The organism is Streptomyces sp. NPDC088810, assembly GCF_044750305.1.
GTDB lineage: Bacteria > Actinomycetota > Actinomycetes > Streptomycetales > Streptomycetaceae > Streptomyces.
Genome location: NZ_JBIVJQ010000001.1, coordinates 1,034,092 through 1,057,954 on the forward strand (window position 1 = coordinate 1,034,092; position 23,863 = coordinate 1,057,954).

Here is a 23,863-nt window from a genome sequence, read left to right on the forward strand (position 1 = left end):
CAGCCCGGCGCACACAGACCTCTCCCACCGGCCCGCATCTGGAGGAGCCACCGCGATGGCGGAACACACCAGTTCGAGCATCACGATCGAGGCGGCTCCGGCCGACGTCATGGCGGTGATCGCCGACTTCGCGCGCTACCCGGACTGGACCGGCGAGGTGAAGGAGGCGGAGGTCCTCGCCACCGACGAGCAGGGCCGCGCCGAGCAGGTCCGCCTGGTCATGGACGCCGGCGCCATCAAGGACGACCAGACCCTCGCCTACACCTGGACCGGCGGCCACGAGGTCTCCTGGACCCTGGTCAAGTCCCAGATGCTCCGCTCCCTCGACGGCTCCTACCTGCTGAAGCCGGCCGGCGCGGGCGCCACCGAGGTCACCTACCGGCTGACCGTCGACGTCAAGATCCCCATGCTCGGCATGATCAAGCGCAAGGCGGAGAAGGTCATCATCGACCGGGCGCTGGCGGGTCTGAAGAAGCGGGTCGAGTCCGGGGAGAAGTAGTCGCTCCGGTCAGGTCCGCGCGCACGACGGTACCGTTCACCCCCATGCGCACCATCCTGATCACGGGCCCGGGCGGCAGCGGGCGTACGACCGTCGCCGCCGCCACCGCGCTCACCGCCGCCCGCGAGGGCCACCGCACCCTCCTGCTGAGCGCCGACCGCACGGACACCCCGGGCACGGCACTGGGCACCGCGACAGGACCGGCCCCCGCCGACGTCACCGAGAACCTCACCGCCTGGCGGCCCGACGCCGTCGCCCGGTTCCGCGAGGACCTCACCGCCTTCCAGACCCGCGCCGCCCATGTCCTCGACCTCCTCGGCGCGGCCCGCCTGGACGCCGAGGAGGTCACCCCGCTGCCCGGCGCCGAGGAACTGTCCTTCCTCCGCGCGCTGCGGGACGCGGCCCTGTCCGAGCGGTACGACCTGCTCGTCGTCGACCTCCCGCCCCTCCCGCAGGCCCTCGCCCTGCTCGCCCTGCCCGAGGAACTGCGCCGCTACCTGCGCCGCCTGCTGCCGCCCGAGCGGCAGGCCGCCCGCGCCCTGCGCCCGGTCCTCGGCCGGCTGGCCGGCGTCCCCATGCCCGCCGACTGGCTGTACGAGACGGCCGCCCGCTGGGACGTCGAACTGGCCGCCGTCGAGGCCGTCCTCACCGACCGGGACACCGCCGTACGCCTGGTCGCCGAGCCCGGGCCGGCCGGCGCCGACGCCGTCCGCGCCGCGTCCCTCGGCCTCGCCCTGCGGGGCGTGCCCACCGAGGCCCTGATCGCCAACCGGACGCTGCCCGAGGCCGCCTCCGACAGCTGGCTCGGCTCGCTCCTCGCCCAGCAGCGCAAGACGCTCGCCGACTGGCAGGAGACGTACGACGTCCACGCCGCCCCGCACCTGGGCCGCGACCCGCACGGCCCGGACGACCTCACCGCCCTCGCCGTACCCGCCGTCAACCCGGCGCCCTCCCCGGTCGGGTGGCCCGTCAGCGACCGGCTCGCCGAGGACGGCGTGCTGGTGTGGCACCTCCCCCTGCCCGGCGCGATACGGGACGAGCTGGACCTCATCCGGCGCGGCGACGAACTCCTGATCACCGCGGGCCCGTTCCGCCGGATCGTTCCGCTGCCCTCCGCCCTGCGCCGCTGCACCGTCGCCGGCGCCGCACTGCGCGACGGCGAGCTGCGCATCCGGTTCGCCCCGGACCCGGACCTGTGGCCCGCAGCGGGACGGTGAACGGGTACGCCCGTTCGGGTAACGTCGTAAAGGCGAACCGTAGTCAGGAGCCGCCATGAGCGAAGAGCGCCCCGCACCCCACCCTTCCGAGGACGAGCGGCCGAGGGCGACCGACGCCGACGCCTGGGCCACGGCCTGCGCCGAGGACCTCGCCGCCGAGCAGGCCCGCCGCCGCGACCGGCACGGCCCGCCGCCCGGATCCGCCGCCGAGGAACTGAAGAAGCTCGTGGACACGGTGGCCGACAAGCTGTCCGGCCTCCCGTCACCGCTCCTCGGCGGCCTCGCCGGACCCGCCGCCCAGCAGATGGTGCGGCAGGTCGTTCAGCAGGCGAAGGCCGCCGTCGAGCCCGTCATAGACCGCAACCCGGACGTGTTCGACCACCTGGCCGCGGCCGGCAGCGAGCTGCTCGCCGCCTACCGCTCCGCCGTCCAGGCCCAGGAGCACCGCTGGACCGCCCGCAGCGCCGACCCCGCGGGCGACGACCGGCCGGACCGGCGCGACCCGGGGGAGGGCACCGGCCCAGGGGAACGCATCGACCTGGACTGAAGCCCTCGCACGGCAGGGCCTCGGGTACGGTTGGCCGTAGCGGGGCTCGACCGAAACTGAGGGATTCATGGGACTCACCATCGGCGTCGACATCGGCGGCACGAAGATCGCGGCCGGCGTGGTCGACGAGGAAGGCAACATCCTCTCGACCTTCAAGGTGCCGACCCCCACCACGCCCGAGGCCATCGTGGACGCCATCGCCTCGGCGGTGGAGGGTGCGCGCGCCGGGCACGAGATCGTCGGCGTGGGTATCGGCGCGGCCGGTTACGTCAACCGCCAGCGGTCCACGGTGTACTTCGCGCCGAACATCGACTGGCGCAACGAGCCGCTCAAGGAGAAGGTCGAGGCCCGCACGGGCCTCCCGGTCGTGGTCGAGAACGACGCCAACGCCGCCGCCTGGGGCGAGTACAAGTTCGGCGCAGGCAAGGGCCACCGCAACGTCATCTGCATCACGCTCGGCACCGGCCTCGGCGGCGGCATCATCATCGGCAACAAGCTGCGCCGCGGTCACTTCGGCGTGGCCGCAGAGTTCGGCCACATCCGGATGGTCCCGGACGGCCTGCTGTGCGGCTGCGGCTCGCAGGGCTGCTGGGAGCAGTACGCCTCCGGCCGCGCCCTGGTCCGCTACGCCAAGCAGCGCGCCAACGCCACCCCCGAGCGCGCCGAGGTCCTGCTGTCGCTCGGCGACGGCACCCCCGAGGGCATCGAGGGCAAGCACATCTCCATGGCCGCCCGCCAGGGCGACCCGGTCGCCGTGGACTCCTACCGCGAGCTGGCCCGCTGGGCCGGCGCCGGCCTCGCCGACCTGGCCTCCCTCTTCGACCCGTCCGCGTTCATCGTCGGCGGCGGCCTCTCCGACGAGGGCGACCTGGTCCTCGACCCGATCCGCAAGTCGTACAAGCGCTGGCTGGTCGGCGCCAACTGGCGCCCGATGGCCGACGTGATCGCCGCCCAGCTGGGCAACAAGGCGGGCCTGGTGGGCGCGGCGGACCTGGCCCGGGAGCCCGACCCCGTCATGTGAGGTCCACTTCTCGGGATGCGGCCACTGCGCCGACCGAAGGGGCGCGGGGACTGTATTCGATGTGCGGCTGCCGCCGCGTGGCGCGACCGGCCACGACGACCCAGTCGCTCATGAACCCCGCGCCCCGAGCCGGGGGCGTACATTGATCCACATGGAGCTGCTCCCCAACTCCCGCACGGAATCCGACGGTTCCGCGGTCATCAGGGTCCTGAGCTACAACATCCGCTCGCTGCGGGACGACACGGCCGCCCTCGCCAGGGTGATCACCGCGTGCGCCCCCGACCTGGTCCTCGTCCAGGAGGCCCCGCGCTTCTTCCGCTGGCGCAAGAAGCTCGCCCGCCTGGCCGCGGCCTCCGGCCAGGTGATCCTCACCGGCGGGGCCACCGCCGCCGGCCCCGCGATCCTCTGCTCGCTCCGGGCCACCGTCGAGCGCACCGAGGACGTCCTCCTGCCGCTCACCCCCGGCCTCCACCGGCGCGGCCTCGCCACGGCGGTGGTCCGCTTCGGCGGCGCCCGCCTCGGCGTCATCAGCTGCCACCTCAGCCTCCAGCGGGCCGAGCGCAACGCCCAGGGCCACATGCTCCTCGACCGCCTCGCCGGACTGGGCGTGGAGCACGCCGTGGTGGGCGGCGACCTCAACGAACGCCCCGACGGCCGCACCTTCCGCCACCTCGCCGAGACCCTCCAGGACTGCCGTACGACCGCTCCCTGGGGCGGTGAGTTCACCTCCACCCCCGCCGACCCCCACCAGCGGATCGACGCGGTCTTCGCCACCAAGGGCGTCGAGGTGCTCGGCTGCGGGGTCCCCCTGGACCAGCCGGGCGTCACCCGGGCCGACCTGACCGCGGCCACGGACCACCTCCCGGTACTGGCCGCCCTCCGCGTCCCGGCCGACGGATTGAACTAAGTACAGGAATCTTGTGCCGAGCGGGTCCCGTCCGTCAGGCTCCCTCGGGGCGCAGCCCGGCGAGCAGGGCCCGCAGCCCCGCCGCCCGGGCCGGGGTCTCCCGGAACCGCTCCTCGCTGTCGTCCCCGGCCCGCCACTGCGCCGGCGGCGCGGTCGGCCTCCTCGGGCGGGAACCCGGCGGTCTCGAAGACGCCGAGGAGGTGGTCGTCGTAGCGGGCATTGCCGGTGCCTCCTTGTCCGTGACGTGCCAGTAAACGGCCGTCGCTGAGACCCCGAGCCGCCGGCCCTCTTCGTCCAGCAGTTCCACGGCGGTGCGGACGATGGTCTCCAGCGTGAGCGTGTCGCGCGGCACGGGCGCACGATGGATCAGCCGGGGCCGCGCCCTGCACAAAGTGCAGGTCGCGGTCCCGGTGCTCTCGTCCGGCGTCAGACGACCGCCCCGCGCCCGGGGTCGTCGTCCTCCTCGTCGTCCGTCCGCATCCGCGCCACCAGCGTCACGAAGCCGCCGAGGAAGCCGCCGATGCCGGCGGTCGCCAGCCACCAGGTCATCTCCCAGCCGAGCAGCACCGCCAGCAGGAGCAGGACGGGACCGCCGACCACCCCGAGCCAGGCGAACCTGGCGGTGGTGTCCGCGGTCGGCAGCGGCGGCGGCTCCGGCGGTACGAAGTGGCCCTCGTCGTCCTCGTCGAAGTCGTCGTCGGACGGCTCGGCCACGGTGTGGTCCCGCGGGCCGATGCCGGGCGCGAAGGAGACGGAGCCGCCGAGCGGCCGGGCGACCGGCCGGCCCGCGGAGTCCTCCGCCTCGCCCCCGGCGTCGCCGTCGGGCTCGGTCACCGGTTCCTTCGCCAATTCCGTCACCGGTTCTTTCGCCAGGTGCTTCTCCAGCAGCGCCAGGTCCTCCACCGGCTTGAACGGCCGGGCGCCGGGCGGGTCCGGCGGCTCCTCGCCGTACCCGGCGACGATGGCCCGCCAGGCGGCGTCCTCGTCGAACGGCACCTCCTGCTTGTCCGGCTCTCGGACCTCATGGCCGTCGCGGTCCTCACGGCCCTCGCGGTCCTCACGGCCCTCGCGGTCCTCACGGTCGGAGTCGTGCTCAGCCAACTGCGGCCGTCCCTTCCTTGCCGACACTGGGTGCGAGCCGGCCGATGAAGGCGAGGCTCTCCTCGAAGATCCGGTCCGCATCCTCGTCCAACGTCGCCACGTGGTAGCTGTGTTCCAGCACGGTCTCCGTGACGTCCGTGGACGACACCCGGCTCAGCACCCGCGCCGAGTCGGCCGCCGGCACGACATGGTCCCGGGCGCTGCGCAGCAGCAGCAACGGCTGGGTGACCTGGGGCAGCTCGCCGTCCAGCCGGCGCAGGAACACCCGCAGCGAGTGCGCCGCGTGCAGCGGCACCCGGTCGTAGCCCAGCTCGGCCGCGCCCTCCTTCGCGATGTCGCTGGCGATGCCCCTGGTCGTGCGCACCAGGTGCCGGGCCACCGGGAGGGCGTACGCGGACAGGCCGTGCACCCGGTTCGCCGGGTTGACGACCACCGCGCCGGCGACCCGCTCGCCGTGCCGGGCCGCGAGCCTGAGGGCCAGCGCACCGCCCATCGACAGGCCCGCGACGAAGACCCGGGAACAGCGCTCGGCGAGCAGGCGCAGCTCGCGGTCCACCTCCGCGTACCAGTCCTGCCAGGTGGTGAGCTGCATGTCCTCCCAGCGGGTGCCGTGGCCGGGCAGCAGCGGCAGCGACACGGTCAGGCCGTGGGCCGCGTGGTGCTCCGCCCAGGGACGCAGCGACTGGGGCGAGCCGGTGAAGCCGTGGCAGAGGAGGACCCCCACCTCCCCGCCCTGGTGGCGGTACGGCTCGGCTCCGGGGAGAACTGGCATGTGCTTCACCGTACGCGACCGCACTGACACCGACCAGGGTCGTCGGGCTCATTGACGGTCCCCCGGGTTAAGGTCTCTCCGACGGAAACAGGAGGCACACGGGTGTTGTACGGCACGATGAAGGTCGCCATCGGAGGGCCGCTGAAGGTCGCCTTCAGGCCTTGGGTGGAGGGCCTGGAGAACGTTCCGGCCACGGGCCCGGCCATCCTGGCCAGTAATCATCTGTCCTTCTCGGACTCGTTCTTCCTGCCGGTGGTGCTGGACCGCAAGGTCACGTTCATCGCCAAGGCCGAGTACTTCACCACCCCGGGCGTGAAGGGCCGGCTCACCGCGGCCTTCTTCAAGGGGGTGGGCCAGCTCCCGGTGGACCGCTCCGGGGCGCGCGGCGCCGGCGAGGCGGCGATCCGCAGCGGCATAGAGGTGCTGGAGCGCGGCGAGCTGTTCGGCATCTACCCGGAGGGCACCCGCTCGCCGGACGGCCGGCTGTACCGGGGCAAGCCCGGCGGCCTCGCGCGCGTGGCGCTCGCCACCGGCGCGCCGGTCATCCCGGTCGCCATGATCGACACGGAGAAGATCCAGCCGCCCGGCAAGGTGATGCCGAAGCTGATGCGGCCCGGCATCCGCATCGGCAAGCCCCTGGACTTCAGCCGCTACCAGGGCATGGAGCACGACCGGTTCGTGCTGCGCGCCGTGACCGACGAGGTCATGTACGAAATCATGAAGCTCTCCGGCCAGGAGTACGTCGACATGTACGCCACCGCCGCCAAACGGCAGATAGCCGAGGCGGCGAAGGCGGCCAAGGAAGCCGAGAAGGCCCAGAAGGCCGGGAAGAAGCAGGACGAGTCCTAGACGGGGGCACAAGGGGGAGCCGGGGGGACCGGGGGACATGCCCAAGCGCGAGCGCGTCATGCGGATGTCGGTCGAGCTGCCGTTGTGGCGCGCGCTCGCCGGCTACCGCGTGCTGACCATGCTGTACGCCATCGGCCTGTGCGCCACCGCGTACGACCACTTCGTCCGGCCCTGGGTCGCCGTCGTCTACTACGCCTTCCTGGTGGTGTGGACCCTCGCCACCCTGCCCAAGGTGGCCAACTCGGCCAGCTGCACCCGGCGTTTCCTGGCCGTGGACCTGACCGTCGCCCTCGTCGGCATCCTGCTCACGCCGGTCGCCGACAGCCACGAGCGGATCGCGGGCGGCGGCCCCACCCTGCCGTCGATATGGACCGCGGGCGCGGTGCTGACCTTCGCCATCAAGGGCGGCTGGCGCTGGGCGGCCGCCGCCTCCACGGCCGTGGCCGCCGTCAACCTGGTCGAGCGCGGCCACCCCGCCCGGGACACCGTGCACAACGTGATCCTCGTCTGGGTGGCCTCCATCGCGATCGGCTACGTCGTGGAGGTGGCCCGCGCCTCCGAGCGCACGCTCGCCCGCGCCCTGGAGATCGAGGCCGCGACCCGGGAACGGGAGCGGCTGGCCCGGGACATCCACGACAGCGTGCTGCAGGTGCTGGCCATGGTGAAGCGCCGGGGCGCGGCCCTCGGCGGCGAGGCGGCCGAGCTGGGCCGGCTGGCCGGGGAGCAGGAGGTGGCCCTGCGCACGCTGGTGTCGGGCGGTCTGGTCCCGGTGTCCCGGGTCTCGGAGGACCTGGCGGCCGGCGCCGTCGTCCGCGCGGTGGAGGAGCCGGACGGGGAGGACCCGGCCGGCCCGGTCGACCTGCGCTCCCTGCTCGCCCGCCACGCCTGCGCCCGGGTCAGCCTGGCCGAGCCCGGCGCCCCGGTGCTGCTGCCGCCGGCCGCGGCCCGCGAGGTGGCCGCCGCGGTCGGGGCCGCCCTGGACAACGTGTGCCGGCACGCCGGGGACGAGGCGCGGGCCTGGATCCTGGTGGAGGACGAGCCGGAGGAGATCGTCGTCACCGTCCGGGACGACGGCCCCGGGATTCCCGAGGGCCGGCTCGCGCAGGCCGAGGGGGAGGGCCGGCTCGGGGTGGCCCTGTCGATCCGGGGCCGGCTGCGCGACCTCGGCGGCAGCGCCGAGATCGTCTCGGTCCCCGGGCAGGGCACGGAAGTCGAACTGAAGGTACCGAAGGGCGCCGTGCGGGCGCGGGGGAAGAAGGCGGAGCAGCGATGACACAGCAGCAGGACCCGATCAGGGTCATGGTGGTGGACGACCACCCGATGTGGCGTGACGCGGTCGCCCGTGACCTGACCGAGTCCGGCTTCGAGGTGGTCGCCACCGCCGGCGACGGCGAGCAGGCGGTCCGCCGCGCCAGGGCCGCCGCCCCGGACGTCCTGGTGCTGGACCTCAACCTGCCCGCCAAGCCCGGCGTCCAGGTGTGCAAGGAACTCGTGGGCCACAACCCGGCGTTGCGGGTCCTCGTCCTCTCGGCGAGCGGTGAGCACGCGGACGTGCTGGAGGCCGTGAAGTCCGGCGCGACCGGGTACCTGCTGAAGTCGGCCTCCACCGAGGAACTGCTGGACGCGGTGCGCCGTACCGCCGTGGGCGACCCGGTGTTCACGCCGGGGCTCGCCGGACTGGTCCTCGGCGAGTACCGGCGACTGGCCGCAGAACCGGTGCCCGCCCCGGACGCCGACGAGCCGGGCGCGCCCCGGCTGACGGACCGGGAGACCGAGGTGCTGCGGCTGGTGGCGAAGGGTCTGAGCTACAAGCAGATCGCCGAACGCCTCGTCATCTCCCACCGCACGGTCCAGAACCACGTGCAGAACACCCTCGGCAAGCTGCAACTGCACAACAGGGTGGAGCTCGTGCGGTACGCGATCGAGCGCGGGCTCGACGAGGAGTAGCGCACCGGAATCACCCTTCCCGCCTCTCCCGATGTGACACAGATCACCGTTAGCGTGACTCTCTGTCAGGAAACCGCGGTGAAGGGACAATTCCATGCGGGTCGGAGTACTGACCGGAGGCGGCGACTGCCCCGGGCTCAACGCCGTCATCCGGGCCATCGTGCGCAAGGGCGTACAGGAGTACGGCTACGACTTCGTCGGCTTCCGGGACGGCTGGCGCGGACCTCTCGAAGGCGACAGCGTGCGCCTCGACATCCCCGCGGTGCGCGGCATCCTGCCCCGCGGCGGCACCGTCCTCGGCTCCTCGCGCACCAACCCCCTCAAGGTGGACAACGGCGTCCGCCGTATCAAGGAGAACCTGGCCAAGCAGGAGATCGACGCCCTCGTCACGATCGGCGGCGAGGACACCCTGGGCGTCGCCGCGCGCCTGTCCGACGAGTACGGCGTGCCGTGCGTCGGCGTGCCCAAGACGATCGACAACGACCTGTCCGCCACCGACTACACCTTCGGCTTCGACACCGCGGTCGGCATCGCCACCGAGGCCATCGACCGGCTGCACACCACCGCCGAGTCCCACATGCGGGTGCTCGTCTGCGAGGTGATGGGCCGGCACGCCGGCTGGATCGCCCTCCACTCGGGCCTCGCCGGCGGTGCCAACGTCATCCTCATCCCCGAGCAGCGCTTCGACCTCGACCAGGTGTGCGCCTGGATCACCTCCCGCTTCCGGGCGTCGTACGCGCCGATCGTGGTCGTCGCCGAGGGCGCCATGCCGAAGGACGGCGACATGGTGCTCAAGGACCAGTCGCTGGACTCCTTCGGACACGTCCGGCTCTCCGGGGTGGGCGAGTGGCTGGCCAAGGAGATCGAGAAGCGCACCGGCAAGGAGGCCCGCACCACCGTCCTCGGCCACATCCAGCGCGGCGGCACCCCCAGCGCCTTCGACCGCTGGCTCGCCACCCGCTTCGGCCTGCACGCCATCGACTGCGTCCACGACGGCGACTTCGGCACGATGGTCGCCCTGCGCGGCACCGACATCGTCCGCGTCCCGATCTCCGAGGCCACCGCCAGGCTGAAGACGGTGGACCCGAAGCTGTACGAGGAGGTCGGGGTGTTCTTCGGCTGACGGCGGCCTCCGGACGGCTACACGGTCGTGCGGCGCAGCTGACCGATCAGCTCCCGTACGACCGCGGCCCCGTTCAGGGTCAGCACCGACTCGGGGTGGAACTGCACGCCCGCGAAGCCGGGGCCGCGCAGCGCGTGCACCTCCCCGTTCTCCGCCCGGCTCACCTCCACCCCGTGCGCGGCCAGCTCCCGGGCCGTGTCCTCGTCGCAGCGCGCCACGAAGCTGTTGTAGAAACCGACGGTCTCGTTCCGCCCGAACAGGTCGATCCCGGTCTGCGCCCCCTGGTACGGCACCTCCTTCCGGACGATCTCCAGGCCCAGCTCCACCGCGAGCAGCTCGTGCCCGAGGCAGACGCCCAGCACACCGTGCGGATGGGTGCGGACCACCTCGGCGGCGAGGTCCCGCAGGAACCGCATCCTGGGGTCGGCGAGGTCGCGGGGGTCACCGGGACCGGGCCCCAGCACGACCGGCCCCCGGTGGGCGAGCACCGTCTCCCGCAGCCCGGGCTCGTCGTAGCGCCGGACGGTCACCTCGAGCCCGCCCGAGCGCAGGACGTGCGCCAGCATCGCGGTGAAGGTGTCCTCGCCGTCCACGACGAGGGCATGGCCCGACAGGGCGTCGGACCGCTCCTGCATCCGCAGCCAGAACGGCGCGAGCCCGGCCCGGCGCCCGTCCAGCGCGGCCCGCACCCGCGGGTCGTCGGCCAGCCGGGGCCGCTCCCGGTCCGGGAGCGGCCGGGCCGGCCCCACCCCGAGGGCGGCCAGCACGCCCGCCGCCTTCGCGTGGGTCTCCGCGACCTCGCCGGCCGGGTCGGAGCCGCGCACCAGGGTCGCCCCGACGGGCACGCGCAGCCGGCCGTCGGCGCAGATGTCGGCGGTGCGGATCAGGATGGGGGAGTCGAGGGTCTGCGCGCCCCCGGAGTCCCGGCCGAGCAGCGCCAGCGCACCGGCGTAGTAGCCGCGCCCGCCCGCTTCGTGCCGTTCGATCACCCGGCAGGCGTTCTGCACCGGCGACCCGGTGACGGTCGCCGCGAACATCGTCTCCCGCAGCACCTCCCGCGCGTCCAGGGAGGACTTCCCGCGCAGTTCGTACTCGGTGTGCGCGAGGTGCGCCATCTCCTTCAGCCGCGGGCCGACGACGACCCCGCCCATGTCGCCGACGGTGCACATCATCTTCAGCTCCTCGTCGACCACCATCGACAGCTCCTCCGTCTCCTTGCCGTCGGCGAGGAACTCCAGCAGCTGCTCCGGGGTGGGCCCCTCGGCGGGATAGCGGTACGTCCCGCTGATGGGGTTCATCACCACGGTTCCGCCGCTCATCCGGACGTGCACCTCCGGGCTCGCCCCGACCAGCGTGCGGTCCCCGGTGTGCACGACGAACGTCCAGTACGCGCCCCGCTCGCCCGCCAGCAGCCGCCGGAACAGGGCGAGCGCGTCCGCCCGGCCGAAGCCGGGGATCTCGCCCTGGTACGTGCGGCGGATCACGAAGTTCGCGCCCTCGCCCCGGCCGATCTCCTCGCGCAGCACCCGCCCGACGATCTCGCCGTACTCCTCGTCGCCGACGTCGAAGCCCCCGCCCTCGACCCGCACCTCGTGCGTGGGGAGCTGGGAGAGCGCCTCGTCGAGCGGGATCTCGTACGACTCCTCCGGGGTCAGCACCAGCAGCGGGGTGCCGTCGTCTCGGACGTCGAAGCCGCGCTCGCGCAGCTGCCGGAACGGGACGAGGGCGAGCCCCTCGTCGGGCAGGTCGGCGAGCCGGTCCCGGCCGGTCACCGGGCCGAGCAGCACCTCCACCGGGTGCTCGTCGCGGCCCGGGGCGCGGCGGCGCAGCAGGGCGAAGGGGCGGGGGTCGTGCAGCAGCTGTGCCAGGTCCATGGTTCCTCTTCCGTCGGTGACTCGGTGAGGAGGAACGGCCCCGGAAACGCCGAAGGCCGCCCCTCGGGCGGCCTTCGCGAAGTCGGTGGTGCGCGCGATCAGTGGGCCGCCGGAGAAGCGGTCCACCACCAGTTCTGGATCGACGGCGCGAACATGCCGGGAACCCTACCGCATGTCCGCACTCTGTATCCCGTGTCTCACAACCTGAGCACCGGCGGGAAGGCACGACCGCACCCCGTAATGTTGAGCTCGTGACCGTGAACGCTAAGACCAGCCCGAGCGCTGGCAACACCTGGCGAAACCTGCCCGCGGCGCAGCAGCCCGAGTACCCCGACGCCGAGGCTCTGCGCGCAGTGATCGCGGACCTCGAGTCGTATCCGCCGCTCGTCTTCGCAGGCGAGTGCGACCAGCTGCGCGCCCGGATGGCGGCCGTCGCCAAGGGAGAGGCGTTCCTCCTCCAGGGCGGCGACTGCGCCGAGGCTTTCGACGCGGTGTCCGCCGACCACATCCGCAACAAGCTGAAGACGCTGCTCCAGATGGGCGCCGTGCTGACCTACGCGGCCTCCGTGCCCGTGGTGAAGGTGGGCCGGATCGCCGGGCAGTACTCCAAGCCCCGCTCCAAGCCGACCGAGACCCGCGACGGCCTGACGCTCCCGGTGTACCGGGGCGACTCCGTCAACGGCTTCGACTTCACCGAGGCCAGCCGCATCCCGGACCCCGAGCGGCTGAAGCGCATGTACCACGCCTCGGCGTCCACGCTGAACCTGGTGCGCGCCTTCACCACCGGTGGCTACGCGGACCTGCGCCAGGTGCACGCCTGGAACCAGGACTTCGTGCGCACCTCGCCGTCGGGCCAGCGCTACGAGCAGCTCGCCCGCGAGATCGACAACGCGCTGAACTTCATGCGGGCCTGCGGCACCGACCCGGAGGAGTTCAAGACCGTCGAGTTCTTCTCCTCGCACGAGGCACTGCTGCTGGACTACGAGTCCGCCCTGACCCGGGTCGACTCCCGCACCGGCAAGCTGTACGACGTCTCGGCGCACATGGTGTGGATCGGTGAGCGCACCCGGCAGCTGGACCACGCGCACATCGAGTTCGCCTCGCAGATCCGCAACCCGATCGGCATCAAGCTCGGCCCGAACACCACGGCCGAGGAGGCGCTGCAGTACATCGACCGCCTCGACCCCGAGCGGGAGCCGGGCCGGCTGACCTTCATCGTCCGCATGGGCGCCGGCAAGATCCGCGACAAGCTCCCCGAGCTGGTCGAGAAGGTCACGGCGTCCGGTGCCACGGTGGCCTGGGTGACCGACCCGATGCACGGCAACACCTTCGAGGCGGCCTCCGGGCACAAGACCCGCCGCTTCGACGACGTGCTCGACGAGGTCAAGGGCTTCTTCGAGGTGCACAAGGCGCTCGGCACCCACCCGGGCGGCATCCACGTGGAGCTGACCGGCGACGACGTCACCGAGTGCGTGGGCGGCGGCGACGAGATCTTCGTCGACGACCTGCACCAGCGCTACGAGACGGCCTGCGACCCGCGGCTGAACCGCAGCCAGTCGCTGGACCTGGCGTTCCTCGTCGCGGAGATGTACCGGGACCAGTGAGCACCGGAAGGGGCGCGGATCACACCGGATCCGCGCCCCTTTCTCTTTGCGGGCCCCGGAGGGGATGGGTAAGGTTAGGTTTGCCTCACCGAGATACGGGATGGCAGGACAGACAGCGATCCCGTCGGGAGGTGGATCCGCGTGTACGTGTGCAGCTGCTTCGGCATCACCGAGGACCAGGTGAAACAGCACGCGGACAACGGCGCCTGCACCCCCCGCCAGATCGCCTCCGCCTGCAAGGCGGGCACGGACTGCGGCTCGTGCGTCCGCCGGATCCAGGCCATCCTCGGCCGGGGCGCCTGCCCGCGCCGTGAGCTGGCCGACCAGGGCAGGCCGGCGCTGGCGGACCTCCCCGACGCGGCCTAGGGCTCAGCTGCTCTCCGGCTGCTCGATCAGCTGGGCGAGGTAGAGCGCCTCGCCGAGCTTGTCCAGCAGCTCCAGCTGGGTGTCGAGGTAGTCGATGTGGTGCTCCTCGTCGGCGAGGATGTCCTCGAAGATGTTGGCGGACGTGATGTCCCCCTTCTCGCGCATCACCTTGATGCCCCGCCGCAGCCGGTCGATCGCCTCGACCTCGATCTGCCGGTCGGCCTCGAACATCTCCCGCACCGTCTGCCCGACCCGGACGTGGAAGAGCCGCTGGTAGTTGGGCAGCCCTTCCAGGAACAGGATCCGGTCGGTGAGCACCTCCGCGTGCTTCATCTCGTCGAACGACTCGTGCCGCGTGTACTTGGCGAGCTTGTACCAACCGAGGTTCTCCTGCATCTTCGCGTGCAGGAAGTACTGGTTGATCGCGGTCAGCTCGCCGGTGAGCTGCTCGTTGAGGAACTCGATGACCTCGGGGTCGCCCTGCATCGCAGCGGCTCCTTCCACACGGGATACGGGAGAGGGTGCGGCGGCATGATTGCACCGGCGGCGAAGATCGTCCAGTAAGTGCGTACTTAGTAAGTACGTGCTGAGTTGATGTAGCTTGTCCGGTTCGGGGGAGGGTGGTCAAGGGCACTGCCCGAGGTCTGTCAGGATGGATACATGGGTCATCCGGTGGAGCGAGAGTCTGGGGCAGCGGCCGGGTCCGAGCTTCCGCCGGGTCAGCGGCTCCAGCGGGGCTGGCCGGTCACGCACTACGGGCCGGTCCCGAAGTTCCGGCCCGAACGCTGGGAGTTCCGGGTCTTCGGCGCCACCGCCGACGGGGACAAGCGCACCTGGAACCACGAGGAGTTCACGGCCCTGCCGTACACCACCGTGGTGGCCGATCTGCACTGCGTGACGAAGTTCAGCATGGTCGGCGCGGAGTGGGGCGGCATCCCGGCCCGCGCGATCCTCGACCTGACCCCGCCGGCGCCGGACGTCACCCATGTCATGGTCTGGGCGGAGTACGGCTTCAGCTCGAACCTGCGCCTGTCGGACTTCGCCTCCGACCGCACCCTCTTCGCCACCCACAAGGACGGCGAGCTGCTCACCGCCGAGCACGGCTTCCCGGTCCGCCTGATCGTGCCCCACCTGTACGCCTGGAAGGGCCCGAAGTGGGTCCGGGGCGTGGAGTACATGACCGCCGACCGCCGCGGCTTCTGGGAGGAGCGCGGCTACCACAACATCGGCGACCCCTGGAAGGAACAGCGCTACTCCTACCAGGAGCAGCCCGGGGACGGCCCCGAGCTCTGACTGCCGGCCCCCGGGCGCGTCAGTGGTGGTACCGGTGCACCACCGCGTGCCCCTTGCCCCGGCCGATCATCCACTTGTTGACCGGGGTGGTCACCGCGAAGGCGATCACGAGCGAGACCGCGAGCGAGATCCAGAACAGCGCGTCGCCCAGCATGGCGTCCATCGCGGACGGCCAGACCGCGATCACCCCGTTGTCGATCAGCTCCATCACGGCGATGGACAGCGTGTCCGCGGCCAGCGCGACCCGGAAGGCCGTACGGAAGCCGACGCCGGCCCGCAGGATCCCGCGCAGGGTGAGCGAGTAGCCGAAGAAGAAGGCCAGCACGATCGCGAGCAGGGTGGTGGCCAGGTTCCCCCAGCCCAGCGCCGTGCCGACGACCATGCCGAGCACCTCGCCGATGGCGCAGCCGGTGAGGCAGTGCAGGGTGGCCTGCACGGCGGTACGCCAGCCGGCCGCGCCCGCGTGGCCGGCGTGATGTGCGGGGTGGTGGACGTGTTCGGTGTGCGCCTCGTGCTGCATGACGTACCCCCATGTCGGATGACGGCTCCTGCACAGGACAGGAACCGTATACCCCCTAGGGGTATTCCCCAAGGGGGCTATGCGTCGCGCAGTTTCTTCAGCCGCTCCACGTCCGCCGCATGTCCCTCCTTGCCGCCGGGCGTCTCGATGACCAGTGGGACGCCCTCGGTCGCGGGGTGGGTCATGAGCGCCCGGAACGGGTCCTCGCCGATGTGGCCGGCACCGATGTTCGCGTGCCGGTCCTTGTGCGCGCCCACCACGTCCTTGGAGTCGTTGGCGTGGATCAGCTTCAGCCGGCCCTCGCCCACGGTGTCCACCAGCAGGTCCAGGGTCTGGTGCATGCCGCTCGGCCCGGTCAGGTCGTGCCCGGCGGCGAAGACGTGGCAGGTGTCCAGGCACACGCCCAGCTTCGGATGGGCGTCCAGCGCCTCGAAGTACGGCCCGAAGTCCCAGGTCCGCGAGCACAGCGAGGCGCCCTGCCCGGCCGTCGACTCCAGCAGCAGGAACGGGTCGTCGTCGTGGGTCAGCTCGTCCAGCAGCGGCAGCAGGTGCGCGCGCACCTGCTTCAGGGCCACCTCCCGGGCCCGCCCCCCGGTCGCGCTCCCGGTGTGCACCACCACGCCCAGCGCGCCGATCTGCCGCCCGCGCCGCAGCGAGTGCCTGAGCGACTCCACCGACCGCTCCACCGTCGCCTCGGTGTGCGAGCCGAAGTTGATCAGGTACGGCGCGTGCACGTACGCCGGGATCGACTCCTCGGCGCACGCCGCGCGGAACGCCTCGTCCTGCCGCGAGTTGCCGGGCGGCGTGGCCCAGCCGCGCGGGTTGGCGACGAAGACCTGCACGGTCTCCGCCTTCAGATCACGGGCGTACGACAGCCCCACGGAGTGCAGGCCGCCGGCCACGGGCACATGGCTGCCGACGGGGTTGCGGGGGAGGGGGGACGGAACAGGACTCACCCGTTCAGGGTGTCATGTCCGCCCCCGCGCCCGGGCCGCGGTCCCCGGTGAGACCGGTCACCGGATGGTGATCGTGATCGTCGACCCCTTGGGCGCCTTGTCGCCGCCCGCCACCGACTGCTTCTTCACGGTGTCGCCGAACAGCCCGAGCAGCCCGCGGTCCTCGTCCACCTCGAAGCCGGCGGCCTCCAGGGTCTTGTGCGCGTCGTCCACGCTGTCACCGGTCACGTCCGGGACCTCGATCATCTCGGGACCCTTGGACAGGGTCAGCGTCACCGTGTCGCCCTCGGCGGCCCGGCTGCCCTCGTCCGGGCTCTGCGCGGCGACCTCGCCCTTGTCGTACTCGGAGTTGATCCGCCCGGCCGCGATCCTCACCTTCAGCCCGGCGTCCGTCAGCTCCTGCCGGGCGCTGTCCACGTCGTCGCCGGTGACGTCCGGCACGTCGACCGGGCTGCCCTTGCTCACGATCAGCGCGATCGCCGAGCCCGCGTGCCGCTTGGTGCCCGCCTCCGGCGTCGTACCGACCACCGAGCCCCTGGCCACGTCCTCGCTGAACTCGCGGGTGACCATGCCCGGCTCCAGGCCGTCCGCCTTCAGCCGTGCCTGCGCCTTCGCGAGCGGCTGTCCCTTCACGTTCGGCACGTTCACCGTCTCCGGGCCCAGCGAGACGGTCAGCGTCACCGCGTCGTGGTCCCGGATCCGCGCGCCGGGCGCCGGGTCGGAGCCGATCACCGCGCCGCGCTCGACGGTGTCGCTGTACGCCCGCTTGACCTGGCCCACGTCGAGGCCGGCCGCGCTCAGCCGGGCCCGCGCCTGCGCCTCGGTCTGCGCCAGCAGCGGCGGCACCTTGGTGAACTGGCCGGAGTTGATGTACCAGACCCCGGCGCCCACACCGAACACCAGCAGGACGGCCGCGATCACGGCGAGCACCGCGCGCGGGGGCCGCGCCGGACGCCGGCGGGGCGGCACGGGCGGGCTCTGGAAGCGGGCGGTGCGGTCGACGCCGTCCCCGGGGGCGTCCGCGTCCTCGTCGACGGGCAGCGGCCGGGGCACCGTGAGTGCGCGCGGGATCACGCTCGTGCGGTCCTCGGCGTTGTCGTGCTCCGCGGTCAGCGCCTGCGGCGGCACCGCGTCCAGCTGCTCGTCGGTCAGCGTCAGACGGGCCTCGCGGACCTGGGCGAGCAGCGCGACGGCGTCGTGCGGCCGGATGTCCGGGATGCGCGCGGTGGCCGACGCCACCAGCTCGTCCAGCACGTACGGCAGCCCCGGCACCAGCGCCGAGGGCGCGGGCACGTCCTCGTGGATGTGCTTGTAGAGCACCTGGGCCGGGGAGTCCCCGGAGTGCGGCTTCCCGCCCGTCAGCATCTCGTACAGGACCACACCGCACGCGTACACGTCGACGCGCGGATCGGTGGTGCCCTGCTCGATCTGCTCCGGCGCGAGATAGGAGACGGTCCCGAGCACGGCACCCGTCGTGCTGGTCACCGTGTCCACGGAGCGCACCAGCCCGAAGTCGGCGACCTTGACCCGGCCGTCGTCGCCTATCAGCACGTTCTCCGGCTTCATGTCCCGGTGCACGAACCCGGCCCGGTGCGCGGCACCGAGCGCGGCGAGCACCGGCTCCAGGATGTCCAGCGCGGCCCGCGGCTGCACCGCGCCCCGCTCGCGCAGCACGTCCCGCAGGGTGCAGCCGGCGATGTACTCCATCGCCAGGTAGACGTACGACCCGTCGGTCCCCTGGTCGAAGACCTGCACCACGTTGGGGTGGTCGAGCCGGGCGACGGACTTCGCCTCCCGGATGAACCGCTCGACGAACGTCCCGTCGGCCGCGAGTGTCGGGTGCATCACCTTCAACGCGAGCACGCGGTCCAGGCGGGTGTCCAGGGCCCGGTACACCGTGGCCATCCCGCCGGCCGCGACGCGCGCGTCGACGCGGTACCGGCCGTCGAGCAACTGCCCGACGAGGGGGTCCTGAAGGGTCGTATCCACGCGAGGGAGTCTACGAGGGAGCACCGACGGTTCCCGCGCGGAGACCGCTTTCCCACCGGCACTGCAGCCGACCTGTGACGGTCAGAACGCGGGACGCTCGGGGTCCAGGACGGCCAGGCCCTCCGCAGGAGACGACGCCGCAGCGAGATACCTCCGGGGAATCCGCCCGGCCAGCCGAGCCAGCCGCCCCCCTTCCACCGCGTGCTTCATCGCCGCAGCCATGACCTCCGGCTCCTGGGCCCGCGTCACCGCAGAGGCCAGCATCACCCCCGCACACCCCAGCTCCATCGCCAACGCCACGTCGGACGCCGTACCGGCCCCCGCATCCAGAATCACCGGCACGCGCGCGTGCTCCACGATCAGCTGGAAGTTGTGCGGGTTACGGATACCGAGGCCGGACCCGATCGGCGAGCCGAGCGGCATGACCGCCGCGCACCCCACGTCCTCCAGCTTCCGCGCGAGCACGGGGTCGTCGTTCGTGTACGGCAGCACCGTGAACCCGTCGTCGACCAGTGTCTCCGCCGCCTCCAGCAGCTCCACCGGATCCGGCAGCAGCGTCCGCTCGTCGGCGATGACCTCCAGCTTCACCAGGTCCGTACCGAGTGCCTCCCGGGCCAGCCGGGCGGTCAGCACGGCCTCACCGGCGGTGAAGCAGCCCGCCGTGTTCGGCAGTACCCGGATGCCGAGCTTCTCCAGCACCGACAGCACCGAGCCGTGCACGGAGGGGTCCACCCGGCGCATCGCGACCGTGGTCAGCTCCGTGCCGGAGGCGACCAGCGCCCGCTCCAGCACCTCGAGACTGGGCGCCCCGCCCGTGCCCATGATCAGCCGGGAGGACAGGGCCAGGTCACCGAGGACGAGGGAATCGTCGGCCATGGCTCAGCCCCCCTGCACGGCGGTGAGGACCTCGACCCGGTCGCCGTCGGCGAGGGCGGTGGCCGCCCACTGCGCGCGCGGGACGACGGTCTCGTTGACGGCGGCGGCCACCCCGCGCGGCGCCGCGGTGAGGGTCCGGACGAGGGCGTCGAGAGCGGTGCCCGGGGCGATCTCCCGGCGCTCCCCGTTGACGGAAATCAGGACCGGGCTGTTCATGCGGTCTGCTCCAGCTTCTCCGTGAGCGCGGTGCCGAAGCGCTGCGGGGCGAACGGACGGGCTTCCTCCGGCAGTTCACCGGCGACCAGGGTGTGCGCCAGCACGTCCCCGGTGACCGGCGTGAGCAGCACCCCGTTGCGGTGGTGCCCGGTGGCCAGCAGCAGCCCGGCCAGCCCGGAGGGGCCGAGCAGCGGCGCGTTGTCGGGGGAGCCGGGGCGCAGTCCGGCCCGGGTCTCGGTGAGCGGCAGTTCGGTGATGCCGGGCACCAGCTCATGGGCGTCGCGCAGCAGCTCGTACACGCCCCCGGCCGTGACCGTGGTGTCCCAGCCCAGCTCCTCGCTGGTGGCGCCGACGACCAGTTCGCCGTTCTCCCGGGGCACCAGGTAGACGTGGCTGCCGCGCACCACGGCCCGGACGGTCCGGCTCAGGAACGGCGCGTACCGGCGCGGCACGGTCAGCCGCAGCACCTGCCCCTTGACCGGCCGCACCGGCGGCAGCAGCTCGTCCGGCACGCCGGCGAGCCGCCCGCTCAGGCTGCCCGCCGCGAGCACCACCTGGTCCGCGCGCAGTGCGCTGCCGTCCGCCGTGGTGACCCCGGCGGCCCGGTCCCGCACCACGTCCAGCCGCTCCGCCCATGCGCGGTGGAACACCACACCGGCCCGCTCGCACGCGGCCGCCAGGGCCGCCGCCAGCCGGCGCGGGTCGATCTGGTGGTCGGCGTCCACCCGCAGCCCGCCGCGCACCCCCGGCGCCAGCATCGGTTCCAGACGCCGGCAGTCCCGCCCGGACAGCCACTCCGAAGCGAGCCCCGAGCGCTGCTGGAGTTCGTGCAGTTCCCGCAGGTGGGCGCGGTCGTCGGCGTCCAGCGCGACGGCGAGGGTGCCGCAGCGGCGGTAACCGAGGTCGTGGCCCGTCAGTTCGGTCAGCTCGGCCGCGAAGCCGGGGTAGCGGCGGGCCGATTCCAGGTTCAGGGCGAGCAGGGTCTCCTCGCCGTAGTGCAGTTCGGTGACCGCGGCCAGCATGCCGGCCGCGACCTGCGCGGCCCCGCCGCCGGGCTCGGGGTCCACCACGGCCGTGGCGAGCCCGCGCTGCGCCGCGCGCCAGGCCGTGACCAGGCCGATGATTCCGCCCCCGATGACGAGGACGTCGGACGTACGTGACGACATGGGCGTCCAGCCCCTCCCTTCGCCGGCATGACCCGGATCAGGTTCGTACGGTCGGAGGCCGCCAGCCTCCCTCTCAGCCCGGTGCGTCCGGGCTCCCGCGAGTGCTTGTACGGTGGCCACCCTAGCCCGCAGCCCTCCTCACCCGTAAGGGAGCCCCGTTCCATGGCCCGGTCGCTCGACGGACTGGTCCTCGCCCCCGTGGCGGACCAAGATCCAGGTCAGGTGGGTACCCGAACCCGGTTCACGTACCACGAGGAGGACGGCGGGATCTGGGCCGACTACGCGGGCGGCGACGTCGTACGCGGCCATCTGGTGGGCACCCGTGAGGGGGACCGGCTGGACTTCCGGTACGTGCAGCTGAGGACCGACGGGACGACCGCCTCCGGGCACTGCGTGTCCACGGTCGTCGAGCTGCCGGACGGGCGGGTGCGGCTGGAGGAGACCTGGGAGTGGGAGTCCCGGCCGGGCTCCGGCACGAGCGTTGTGGAACAGCTCACCGGGCAGGCCCCCTGACTGACAGATCGTCAATTGTCTATGGTGATCGGGTGAGCGAGCAGACAGCGGAAGAGGGCACGGCGGCGGGGCGGCGCGTGGTCGTCGTCGGCGCGGGCATGGCCGGGGTGCAGACCGCGGTCGCCCTGCGCGAGCAGGGCTTCCGGGGCAGTGTGACCGTCATCGGCGCCGAGCCGCACCAGCCGTACGACCGGCCGCCGCTGTCGAAGGCGGTCCTGCTCGGCAAGGCCGAGGGCTCCGCCTTCGAGGTGGACTTCGAGTCCCTCGGGGTCGAGCTGCGGCTCGGCTGCGAGGTGCTGGGCCTGCGCCCCGCCGAGCACGAGCTGGACACCGAGGCGGGCCCGGTGCCGTACGACGTCCTGGTCCTCGCCACCGGCGCCGAACCGATCCGGCTGCCCGGCGCCGAGGGCGTGCCCGGCGTGCATCTGCTGCGCACCCTGGACGACGCCGAACGGCTGCGGCCCGTCCTCGCCCGCCAGCACGACATCGTGGTCGTGGGCGCCGGCTGGATCGGCGCCGAGTTCGCCACCGCCGCCCGCGAGGCCGGCTGCGCGGTGACCGTCGTGGAGGCCGCCGAGCACCCGCTCGCCGGCGCCCTGCCCGCCGAGGTCGCCGCGCCCATGGCCGCCTGGTACGCCGACGCGGGCGCGGACCTGCGCACCCGCGCGCGCGTGGAGCGCGTCGAGCCCGGCGAGGTAGTGCTCTCCGACGGCACCCGGCTGCCCGCGGGCGCCGTCGTCGTCGGCATCGGCGCCCGCCCCGCCACCGCCTGGCTGGCCGGCTCCGGCATCGAGCTGGGCCCGCACGGCGAGGTCCTCACCGACAACCGCCTGCGCGCTTCCGTGCCGGACGTGTACGCCGTCGGGGACTGTGCCTCCTTCCCGTCGGCCCGCTACGGCGAACGGCTCCTCGTCCACCACTGGGACAACGCCCTGCAGGGCCCGCGCACGGTCGCCGCGAACATCCTCGGGGAGACCCCGGCCGTCTACGATCCGGTGCCGTACTTCTGGTCGGAGCAGTTCGGCCGGTTCGTGCAGTACGCCGGCCACCACGCCGGGGCCGACCTCCTGGTGTGGCGGGGTGACCCGGCGGGCCCGTCCTGGACGGTGTGCTGGCTGCACGAGGGCCGCCTGGTGGCCCTGCTGGCGGTGGGCCGCCCCCGGGATCTGGCCCAGGGCCGCCGGCTGATCGAGGCGGGCCGGACCATGGACCCCGCCGCCTTGTCCGACCCGGCCCGCCCTCTGAAGGACGCCACGGCTGACTGAGCGCCCGGAAGGGGCGCGGGGAACTGCGCGAGCACCCACGACGGACCCGCAGACGGCCGATGACAGATCGCGGCCGGTCCGGCGAAGCGCCTACGCTTGTCCCCGTGACCGAGATTGACGCAAAAATTGATGCTCTCGTCCCCGCCTGGCTCACTCTCCCCGACATCGCCGACATGCTCGGCGTCGAGGTGACGCGCGTCCGGCAGCTGGTCAAGGAGGGCCAGCTCATCGCCGTGCGCCGTGGTGAGAACAAGGCGCTGCACGTCCCCGCCGCCTTCATCGACGGGGACAAGGTCGTCAAGGGCCTGGCCGGGACCCTGACGCTCCTGCGGGACGACGGCTTCACGGTCGAAGAGATGATCGAGTGGCTCTTCACCCCCGACCCGACCCTGCCCGGCACCCCCGCGCAGGCCCTGAGCGAGAATCGCGGCACGGAGGTGAAGCGCCGCGCCCAGGCGCTCGCCGTCTGAGCCGACCCGCAGCAGGAGGTGGCGTGCGGGCCGGACACCCGTACGCCACCGCCCCGCACCACAGCGGACACCGACACCACGGGGGGACCCACGCATGTCCGACACCGCCCGCGCCGCGCTCGCCGACGCCCGCCTGTACCTCTGCACGGACGCCCGCAAGCGCCAGGGGGACCTGCCCGAGTTCCTGGACGCGGTCCTGGCCGGCGGTGTCGACATCGTGCAGCTGCGCGACAAGGGGATGGAGGCCGCCGAGGAGCTGGAGCACCTCGAGGTCTTCGCCGAGGCCTGCGCCCGCCACGGCAAGCTGCTCGCGGTCAACGACCGGGCGGACGTCGCCCACGCCGCCCGCGCCGCGGTGCTCCACCTCGGCCAGGGCGACCTGCCGGTCCCCGCGGCCCGCGCCGTCCTCGGCGACGACATCCTCATAGGCCGCTCCACGCACGCCGAGTCCGAGGCCGCCGCGGCCGCCGTCCAGGAGGGTGTGGACTACTTCTGCACCGGCCCATGCTGGCCCACCCCCACCAAGCCCGGCCGGCACGCCCCCGGCCTGGACCTGGTCCGCTACACGGCGGGCCTCGGCACCGACCGCCCCTGGTTCGCCATCGGCGGCATCGACCTCGGCACCCTGGACCAGGTGCTGGACGCGGGTGCCCGCCGGGTGGTCGTGGTCCGCGCGATCACCGAGGCGGACGACCCGGGCGCGGCGGCGGCGGAGCTCGCGAAGCGGCTGCGGGACGCCCGCTAGCGCCGGTTCTGTCCACCCACTGGACAG

The 23,863-nt window shown here is 72.9% G+C and carries 28 protein-coding genes and 1 riboswitch; of the genes, 16 read left to right on the forward strand and 12 right to left on the reverse strand.

Annotation, left to right across the window (positions count from 1 at the left end):
- Positions 1-55: 55 nt before the first annotated feature.
- The 5 genes from ACIP4Y_RS04720 (at position 56) to ACIP4Y_RS04740 (ending at position 4,191) form a co-directional block, all read left to right on the forward strand.
- Positions 56-499 carry an SRPBCC family protein gene (locus tag ACIP4Y_RS04720; RefSeq protein ID WP_358637574.1) on the forward strand — a complete coding sequence of 148 codons (444 nt, stop codon included), beginning with the start codon at positions 56-58 and terminating at the stop codon, positions 497-499.
- Positions 500-543: 44 nt separating this feature from the next.
- Positions 544-1,716, forward strand: coding sequence for an ArsA family ATPase (locus ACIP4Y_RS04725; RefSeq protein WP_401387684.1), 1,173 nt, complete (start codon positions 544-546; stop codon positions 1,714-1,716).
- A gap of 55 nt (positions 1,717-1,771) precedes the next feature.
- Positions 1,772-2,263, forward strand: a complete 492-nt coding sequence (locus ACIP4Y_RS04730; protein WP_401387687.1) for a DUF5304 domain-containing protein — start codon at positions 1,772-1,774, stop codon at positions 2,261-2,263.
- Positions 2,264-2,330: 67 nt separating this feature from the next.
- Positions 2,331-3,284: an ROK family glucokinase gene (locus tag ACIP4Y_RS04735; RefSeq protein WP_358637568.1), complete on the forward strand. Its 954-nt coding sequence runs from the start codon at positions 2,331-2,333 to the stop codon at positions 3,282-3,284.
- A gap of 151 nt (positions 3,285-3,435) precedes the next feature.
- On the forward strand, positions 3,436-4,191 hold the full coding sequence (locus ACIP4Y_RS04740) for an endonuclease/exonuclease/phosphatase family protein (protein ID WP_401387691.1): 756 nt from the start codon (positions 3,436-3,438) through the stop codon (positions 4,189-4,191).
- A gap of 34 nt (positions 4,192-4,225) precedes the next feature.
- On the opposite strand, the gene ACIP4Y_RS04745 is transcribed toward ACIP4Y_RS04740, so the two are convergent.
- The 3 genes from ACIP4Y_RS04745 to ACIP4Y_RS04755 form a co-directional block, all read right to left on the reverse strand.
- Positions 4,226-4,543: a hypothetical protein gene (locus ACIP4Y_RS04745; protein WP_401387694.1), complete on the reverse strand. Its 318-nt coding sequence runs from the start codon at positions 4,541-4,543 to the stop codon at positions 4,226-4,228.
- Positions 4,544-4,617: 74 nt separating this feature from the next.
- Entirely contained in the window at positions 4,618-5,292 is a 675-nt protein-coding gene (locus ACIP4Y_RS04750) for a hypothetical protein (protein WP_401387697.1), read from the reverse strand.
- On the reverse strand, positions 5,285-6,064 hold the full coding sequence (locus ACIP4Y_RS04755; RefSeq protein ID WP_358637560.1) for an alpha/beta fold hydrolase: 780 nt from the start codon (positions 6,062-6,064) through the stop codon (positions 5,285-5,287). The genes ACIP4Y_RS04750 and ACIP4Y_RS04755 overlap by 8 nt, the downstream gene beginning before the upstream one ends.
- 117 nt (positions 6,065-6,181) lie before the next feature.
- On the opposite strand from ACIP4Y_RS04755, the gene ACIP4Y_RS04760 reads away from it, so the two are divergent.
- The 4 genes from ACIP4Y_RS04760 to ACIP4Y_RS04775 all read left to right on the forward strand — a co-directional run bounded on the left by ACIP4Y_RS04760 (position 6,182) and on the right by ACIP4Y_RS04775 (position 9,983).
- On the forward strand, positions 6,182-6,913 hold the full coding sequence (locus ACIP4Y_RS04760) for a lysophospholipid acyltransferase family protein (protein ID WP_401388681.1): 732 nt from the start codon (positions 6,182-6,184) through the stop codon (positions 6,911-6,913).
- 37 nt (positions 6,914-6,950) lie between these two features.
- On the forward strand, positions 6,951-8,186 hold the full coding sequence (macS, locus tag ACIP4Y_RS04765) for a MacS family sensor histidine kinase (RefSeq protein ID WP_401387700.1): 1,236 nt from the start codon (positions 6,951-6,953) through the stop codon (positions 8,184-8,186).
- Positions 8,183-8,860 carry a response regulator gene (locus tag ACIP4Y_RS04770; RefSeq protein WP_401387702.1) on the forward strand — a complete coding sequence of 226 codons (678 nt, stop codon included), beginning with the start codon at positions 8,183-8,185 and terminating at the stop codon, positions 8,858-8,860. The genes macS and ACIP4Y_RS04770 overlap by 4 nt, the downstream gene beginning before the upstream one ends.
- Before the next feature lie 94 nt (positions 8,861-8,954).
- Positions 8,955-9,983: a 6-phosphofructokinase gene (locus ACIP4Y_RS04775; RefSeq protein WP_401387705.1), complete on the forward strand. Its 1,029-nt coding sequence runs from the start codon at positions 8,955-8,957 to the stop codon at positions 9,981-9,983.
- Positions 9,984-10,000: 17 nt separating this feature from the next.
- On the opposite strand, the gene ACIP4Y_RS04780 is transcribed toward ACIP4Y_RS04775, so the two are convergent.
- Positions 10,001-11,857 (reverse strand): anthranilate synthase family protein, encoded by a 1,857-nt coding sequence (locus tag ACIP4Y_RS04780; protein WP_401387708.1) that lies wholly within the window; start codon positions 11,855-11,857, stop codon positions 10,001-10,003.
- Between the two features lie 98 nt (positions 11,858-11,955).
- Complete coding sequence (locus tag ACIP4Y_RS04785; protein ID WP_079060191.1) at positions 11,956-12,012, reverse strand: trp operon leader peptide; 57 nt, start codon at positions 12,010-12,012, stop codon at positions 11,956-11,958.
- 96 nt (positions 12,013-12,108) lie between these two features.
- On the opposite strand from ACIP4Y_RS04785, the gene ACIP4Y_RS04790 reads away from it, so the two are divergent.
- Together ACIP4Y_RS04790 and ACIP4Y_RS04795 are read left to right on the forward strand one after the other, a co-directional pair.
- Entirely contained in the window at positions 12,109-13,461 is a 1,353-nt protein-coding gene (locus ACIP4Y_RS04790; protein WP_358637550.1) for a class II 3-deoxy-7-phosphoheptulonate synthase, read from the forward strand.
- A gap of 141 nt (positions 13,462-13,602) precedes the next feature.
- Positions 13,603-13,827 carry a (2Fe-2S)-binding protein gene (locus ACIP4Y_RS04795; protein WP_358637548.1) on the forward strand — a complete coding sequence of 75 codons (225 nt, stop codon included), beginning with the start codon at positions 13,603-13,605 and terminating at the stop codon, positions 13,825-13,827.
- A 3-nt stretch (positions 13,828-13,830) separates the two neighbouring features.
- On the opposite strand, the gene bfr is transcribed toward ACIP4Y_RS04795, so the two are convergent.
- Positions 13,831-14,313 carry a bacterioferritin gene (gene bfr / locus ACIP4Y_RS04800; protein ID WP_358637546.1) on the reverse strand — a complete coding sequence of 161 codons (483 nt, stop codon included), beginning with the start codon at positions 14,311-14,313 and terminating at the stop codon, positions 13,831-13,833.
- 174 nt (positions 14,314-14,487) lie between these two features.
- Between bfr and ACIP4Y_RS04805 the strand changes: the two genes are divergently transcribed.
- Positions 14,488-15,120 (forward strand): sulfite oxidase-like oxidoreductase, encoded by a 633-nt coding sequence (locus tag ACIP4Y_RS04805; RefSeq protein WP_401387713.1) that lies wholly within the window; start codon positions 14,488-14,490, stop codon positions 15,118-15,120.
- A gap of 19 nt (positions 15,121-15,139) precedes the next feature.
- Here ACIP4Y_RS04805 and ACIP4Y_RS04810 read toward each other — a convergent pair whose 3' ends face one another.
- From ACIP4Y_RS04810 to thiO, 6 genes are all read right to left on the reverse strand, one after another.
- Positions 15,140-15,640 (reverse strand): DUF4396 domain-containing protein, encoded by a 501-nt coding sequence (locus ACIP4Y_RS04810; RefSeq protein WP_358637542.1) that lies wholly within the window; start codon positions 15,638-15,640, stop codon positions 15,140-15,142.
- Between the two features lie 77 nt (positions 15,641-15,717).
- On the reverse strand, positions 15,718-16,596 hold the full coding sequence (locus tag ACIP4Y_RS04815; protein WP_401387716.1) for a deoxyribonuclease IV: 879 nt from the start codon (positions 16,594-16,596) through the stop codon (positions 15,718-15,720).
- Positions 16,597-16,653: 57 nt separating this feature from the next.
- Positions 16,654-18,585: a Stk1 family PASTA domain-containing Ser/Thr kinase gene (pknB, locus tag ACIP4Y_RS04820; protein WP_401387719.1), complete on the reverse strand. Its 1,932-nt coding sequence runs from the start codon at positions 18,583-18,585 to the stop codon at positions 16,654-16,656.
- Between the two features lie 81 nt (positions 18,586-18,666).
- Positions 18,667-19,461, reverse strand: a complete 795-nt coding sequence (locus tag ACIP4Y_RS04825; RefSeq protein ID WP_358637537.1) for a thiazole synthase — start codon at positions 19,459-19,461, stop codon at positions 18,667-18,669.
- A gap of 3 nt (positions 19,462-19,464) precedes the next feature.
- Positions 19,465-19,677, reverse strand: coding sequence for a sulfur carrier protein ThiS (gene thiS, locus ACIP4Y_RS04830; RefSeq protein WP_401387722.1), 213 nt, complete (start codon positions 19,675-19,677; stop codon positions 19,465-19,467).
- The gene (thiO, locus tag ACIP4Y_RS04835; protein ID WP_358637533.1) at positions 19,674-20,843 is read right to left on the reverse strand and encodes a glycine oxidase ThiO; all 1,170 of its coding nucleotides are present in this window, start codon (positions 20,841-20,843) and stop codon (positions 19,674-19,676) included. Before thiO ends, thiS begins: the two co-directional genes overlap by 4 nt.
- Positions 20,841-20,952: riboswitch (TPP riboswitch) on the reverse strand. Its footprint overlaps the gene before it by 3 nt.
- Positions 20,953-21,005: 53 nt before the next feature.
- Here thiO and ACIP4Y_RS04840 point away from each other — a divergent pair.
- From ACIP4Y_RS04840 to thiE, 4 genes are all read left to right on the forward strand, one after another.
- A complete protein-coding gene (locus ACIP4Y_RS04840) occupies positions 21,006-21,356 on the forward strand; it encodes a hypothetical protein (RefSeq protein WP_401387725.1) in 351 nt (116 codons plus the stop codon).
- Positions 21,357-21,388: 32 nt separating this feature from the next.
- A complete protein-coding gene (locus ACIP4Y_RS04845; protein WP_401387728.1) occupies positions 21,389-22,621 on the forward strand; it encodes an NAD(P)/FAD-dependent oxidoreductase in 1,233 nt (410 codons plus the stop codon).
- A 104-nt stretch (positions 22,622-22,725) separates the two neighbouring features.
- Positions 22,726-23,091: an Rv2175c family DNA-binding protein gene (locus tag ACIP4Y_RS04850; protein WP_358637527.1), complete on the forward strand. Its 366-nt coding sequence runs from the start codon at positions 22,726-22,728 to the stop codon at positions 23,089-23,091.
- Between the two features lie 94 nt (positions 23,092-23,185).
- Positions 23,186-23,836, forward strand: a complete 651-nt coding sequence (thiE, locus tag ACIP4Y_RS04855; RefSeq protein ID WP_358637525.1) for a thiamine phosphate synthase — start codon at positions 23,186-23,188, stop codon at positions 23,834-23,836.
- The last annotated feature ends 27 nt before the right edge of the window (positions 23,837-23,863 follow it).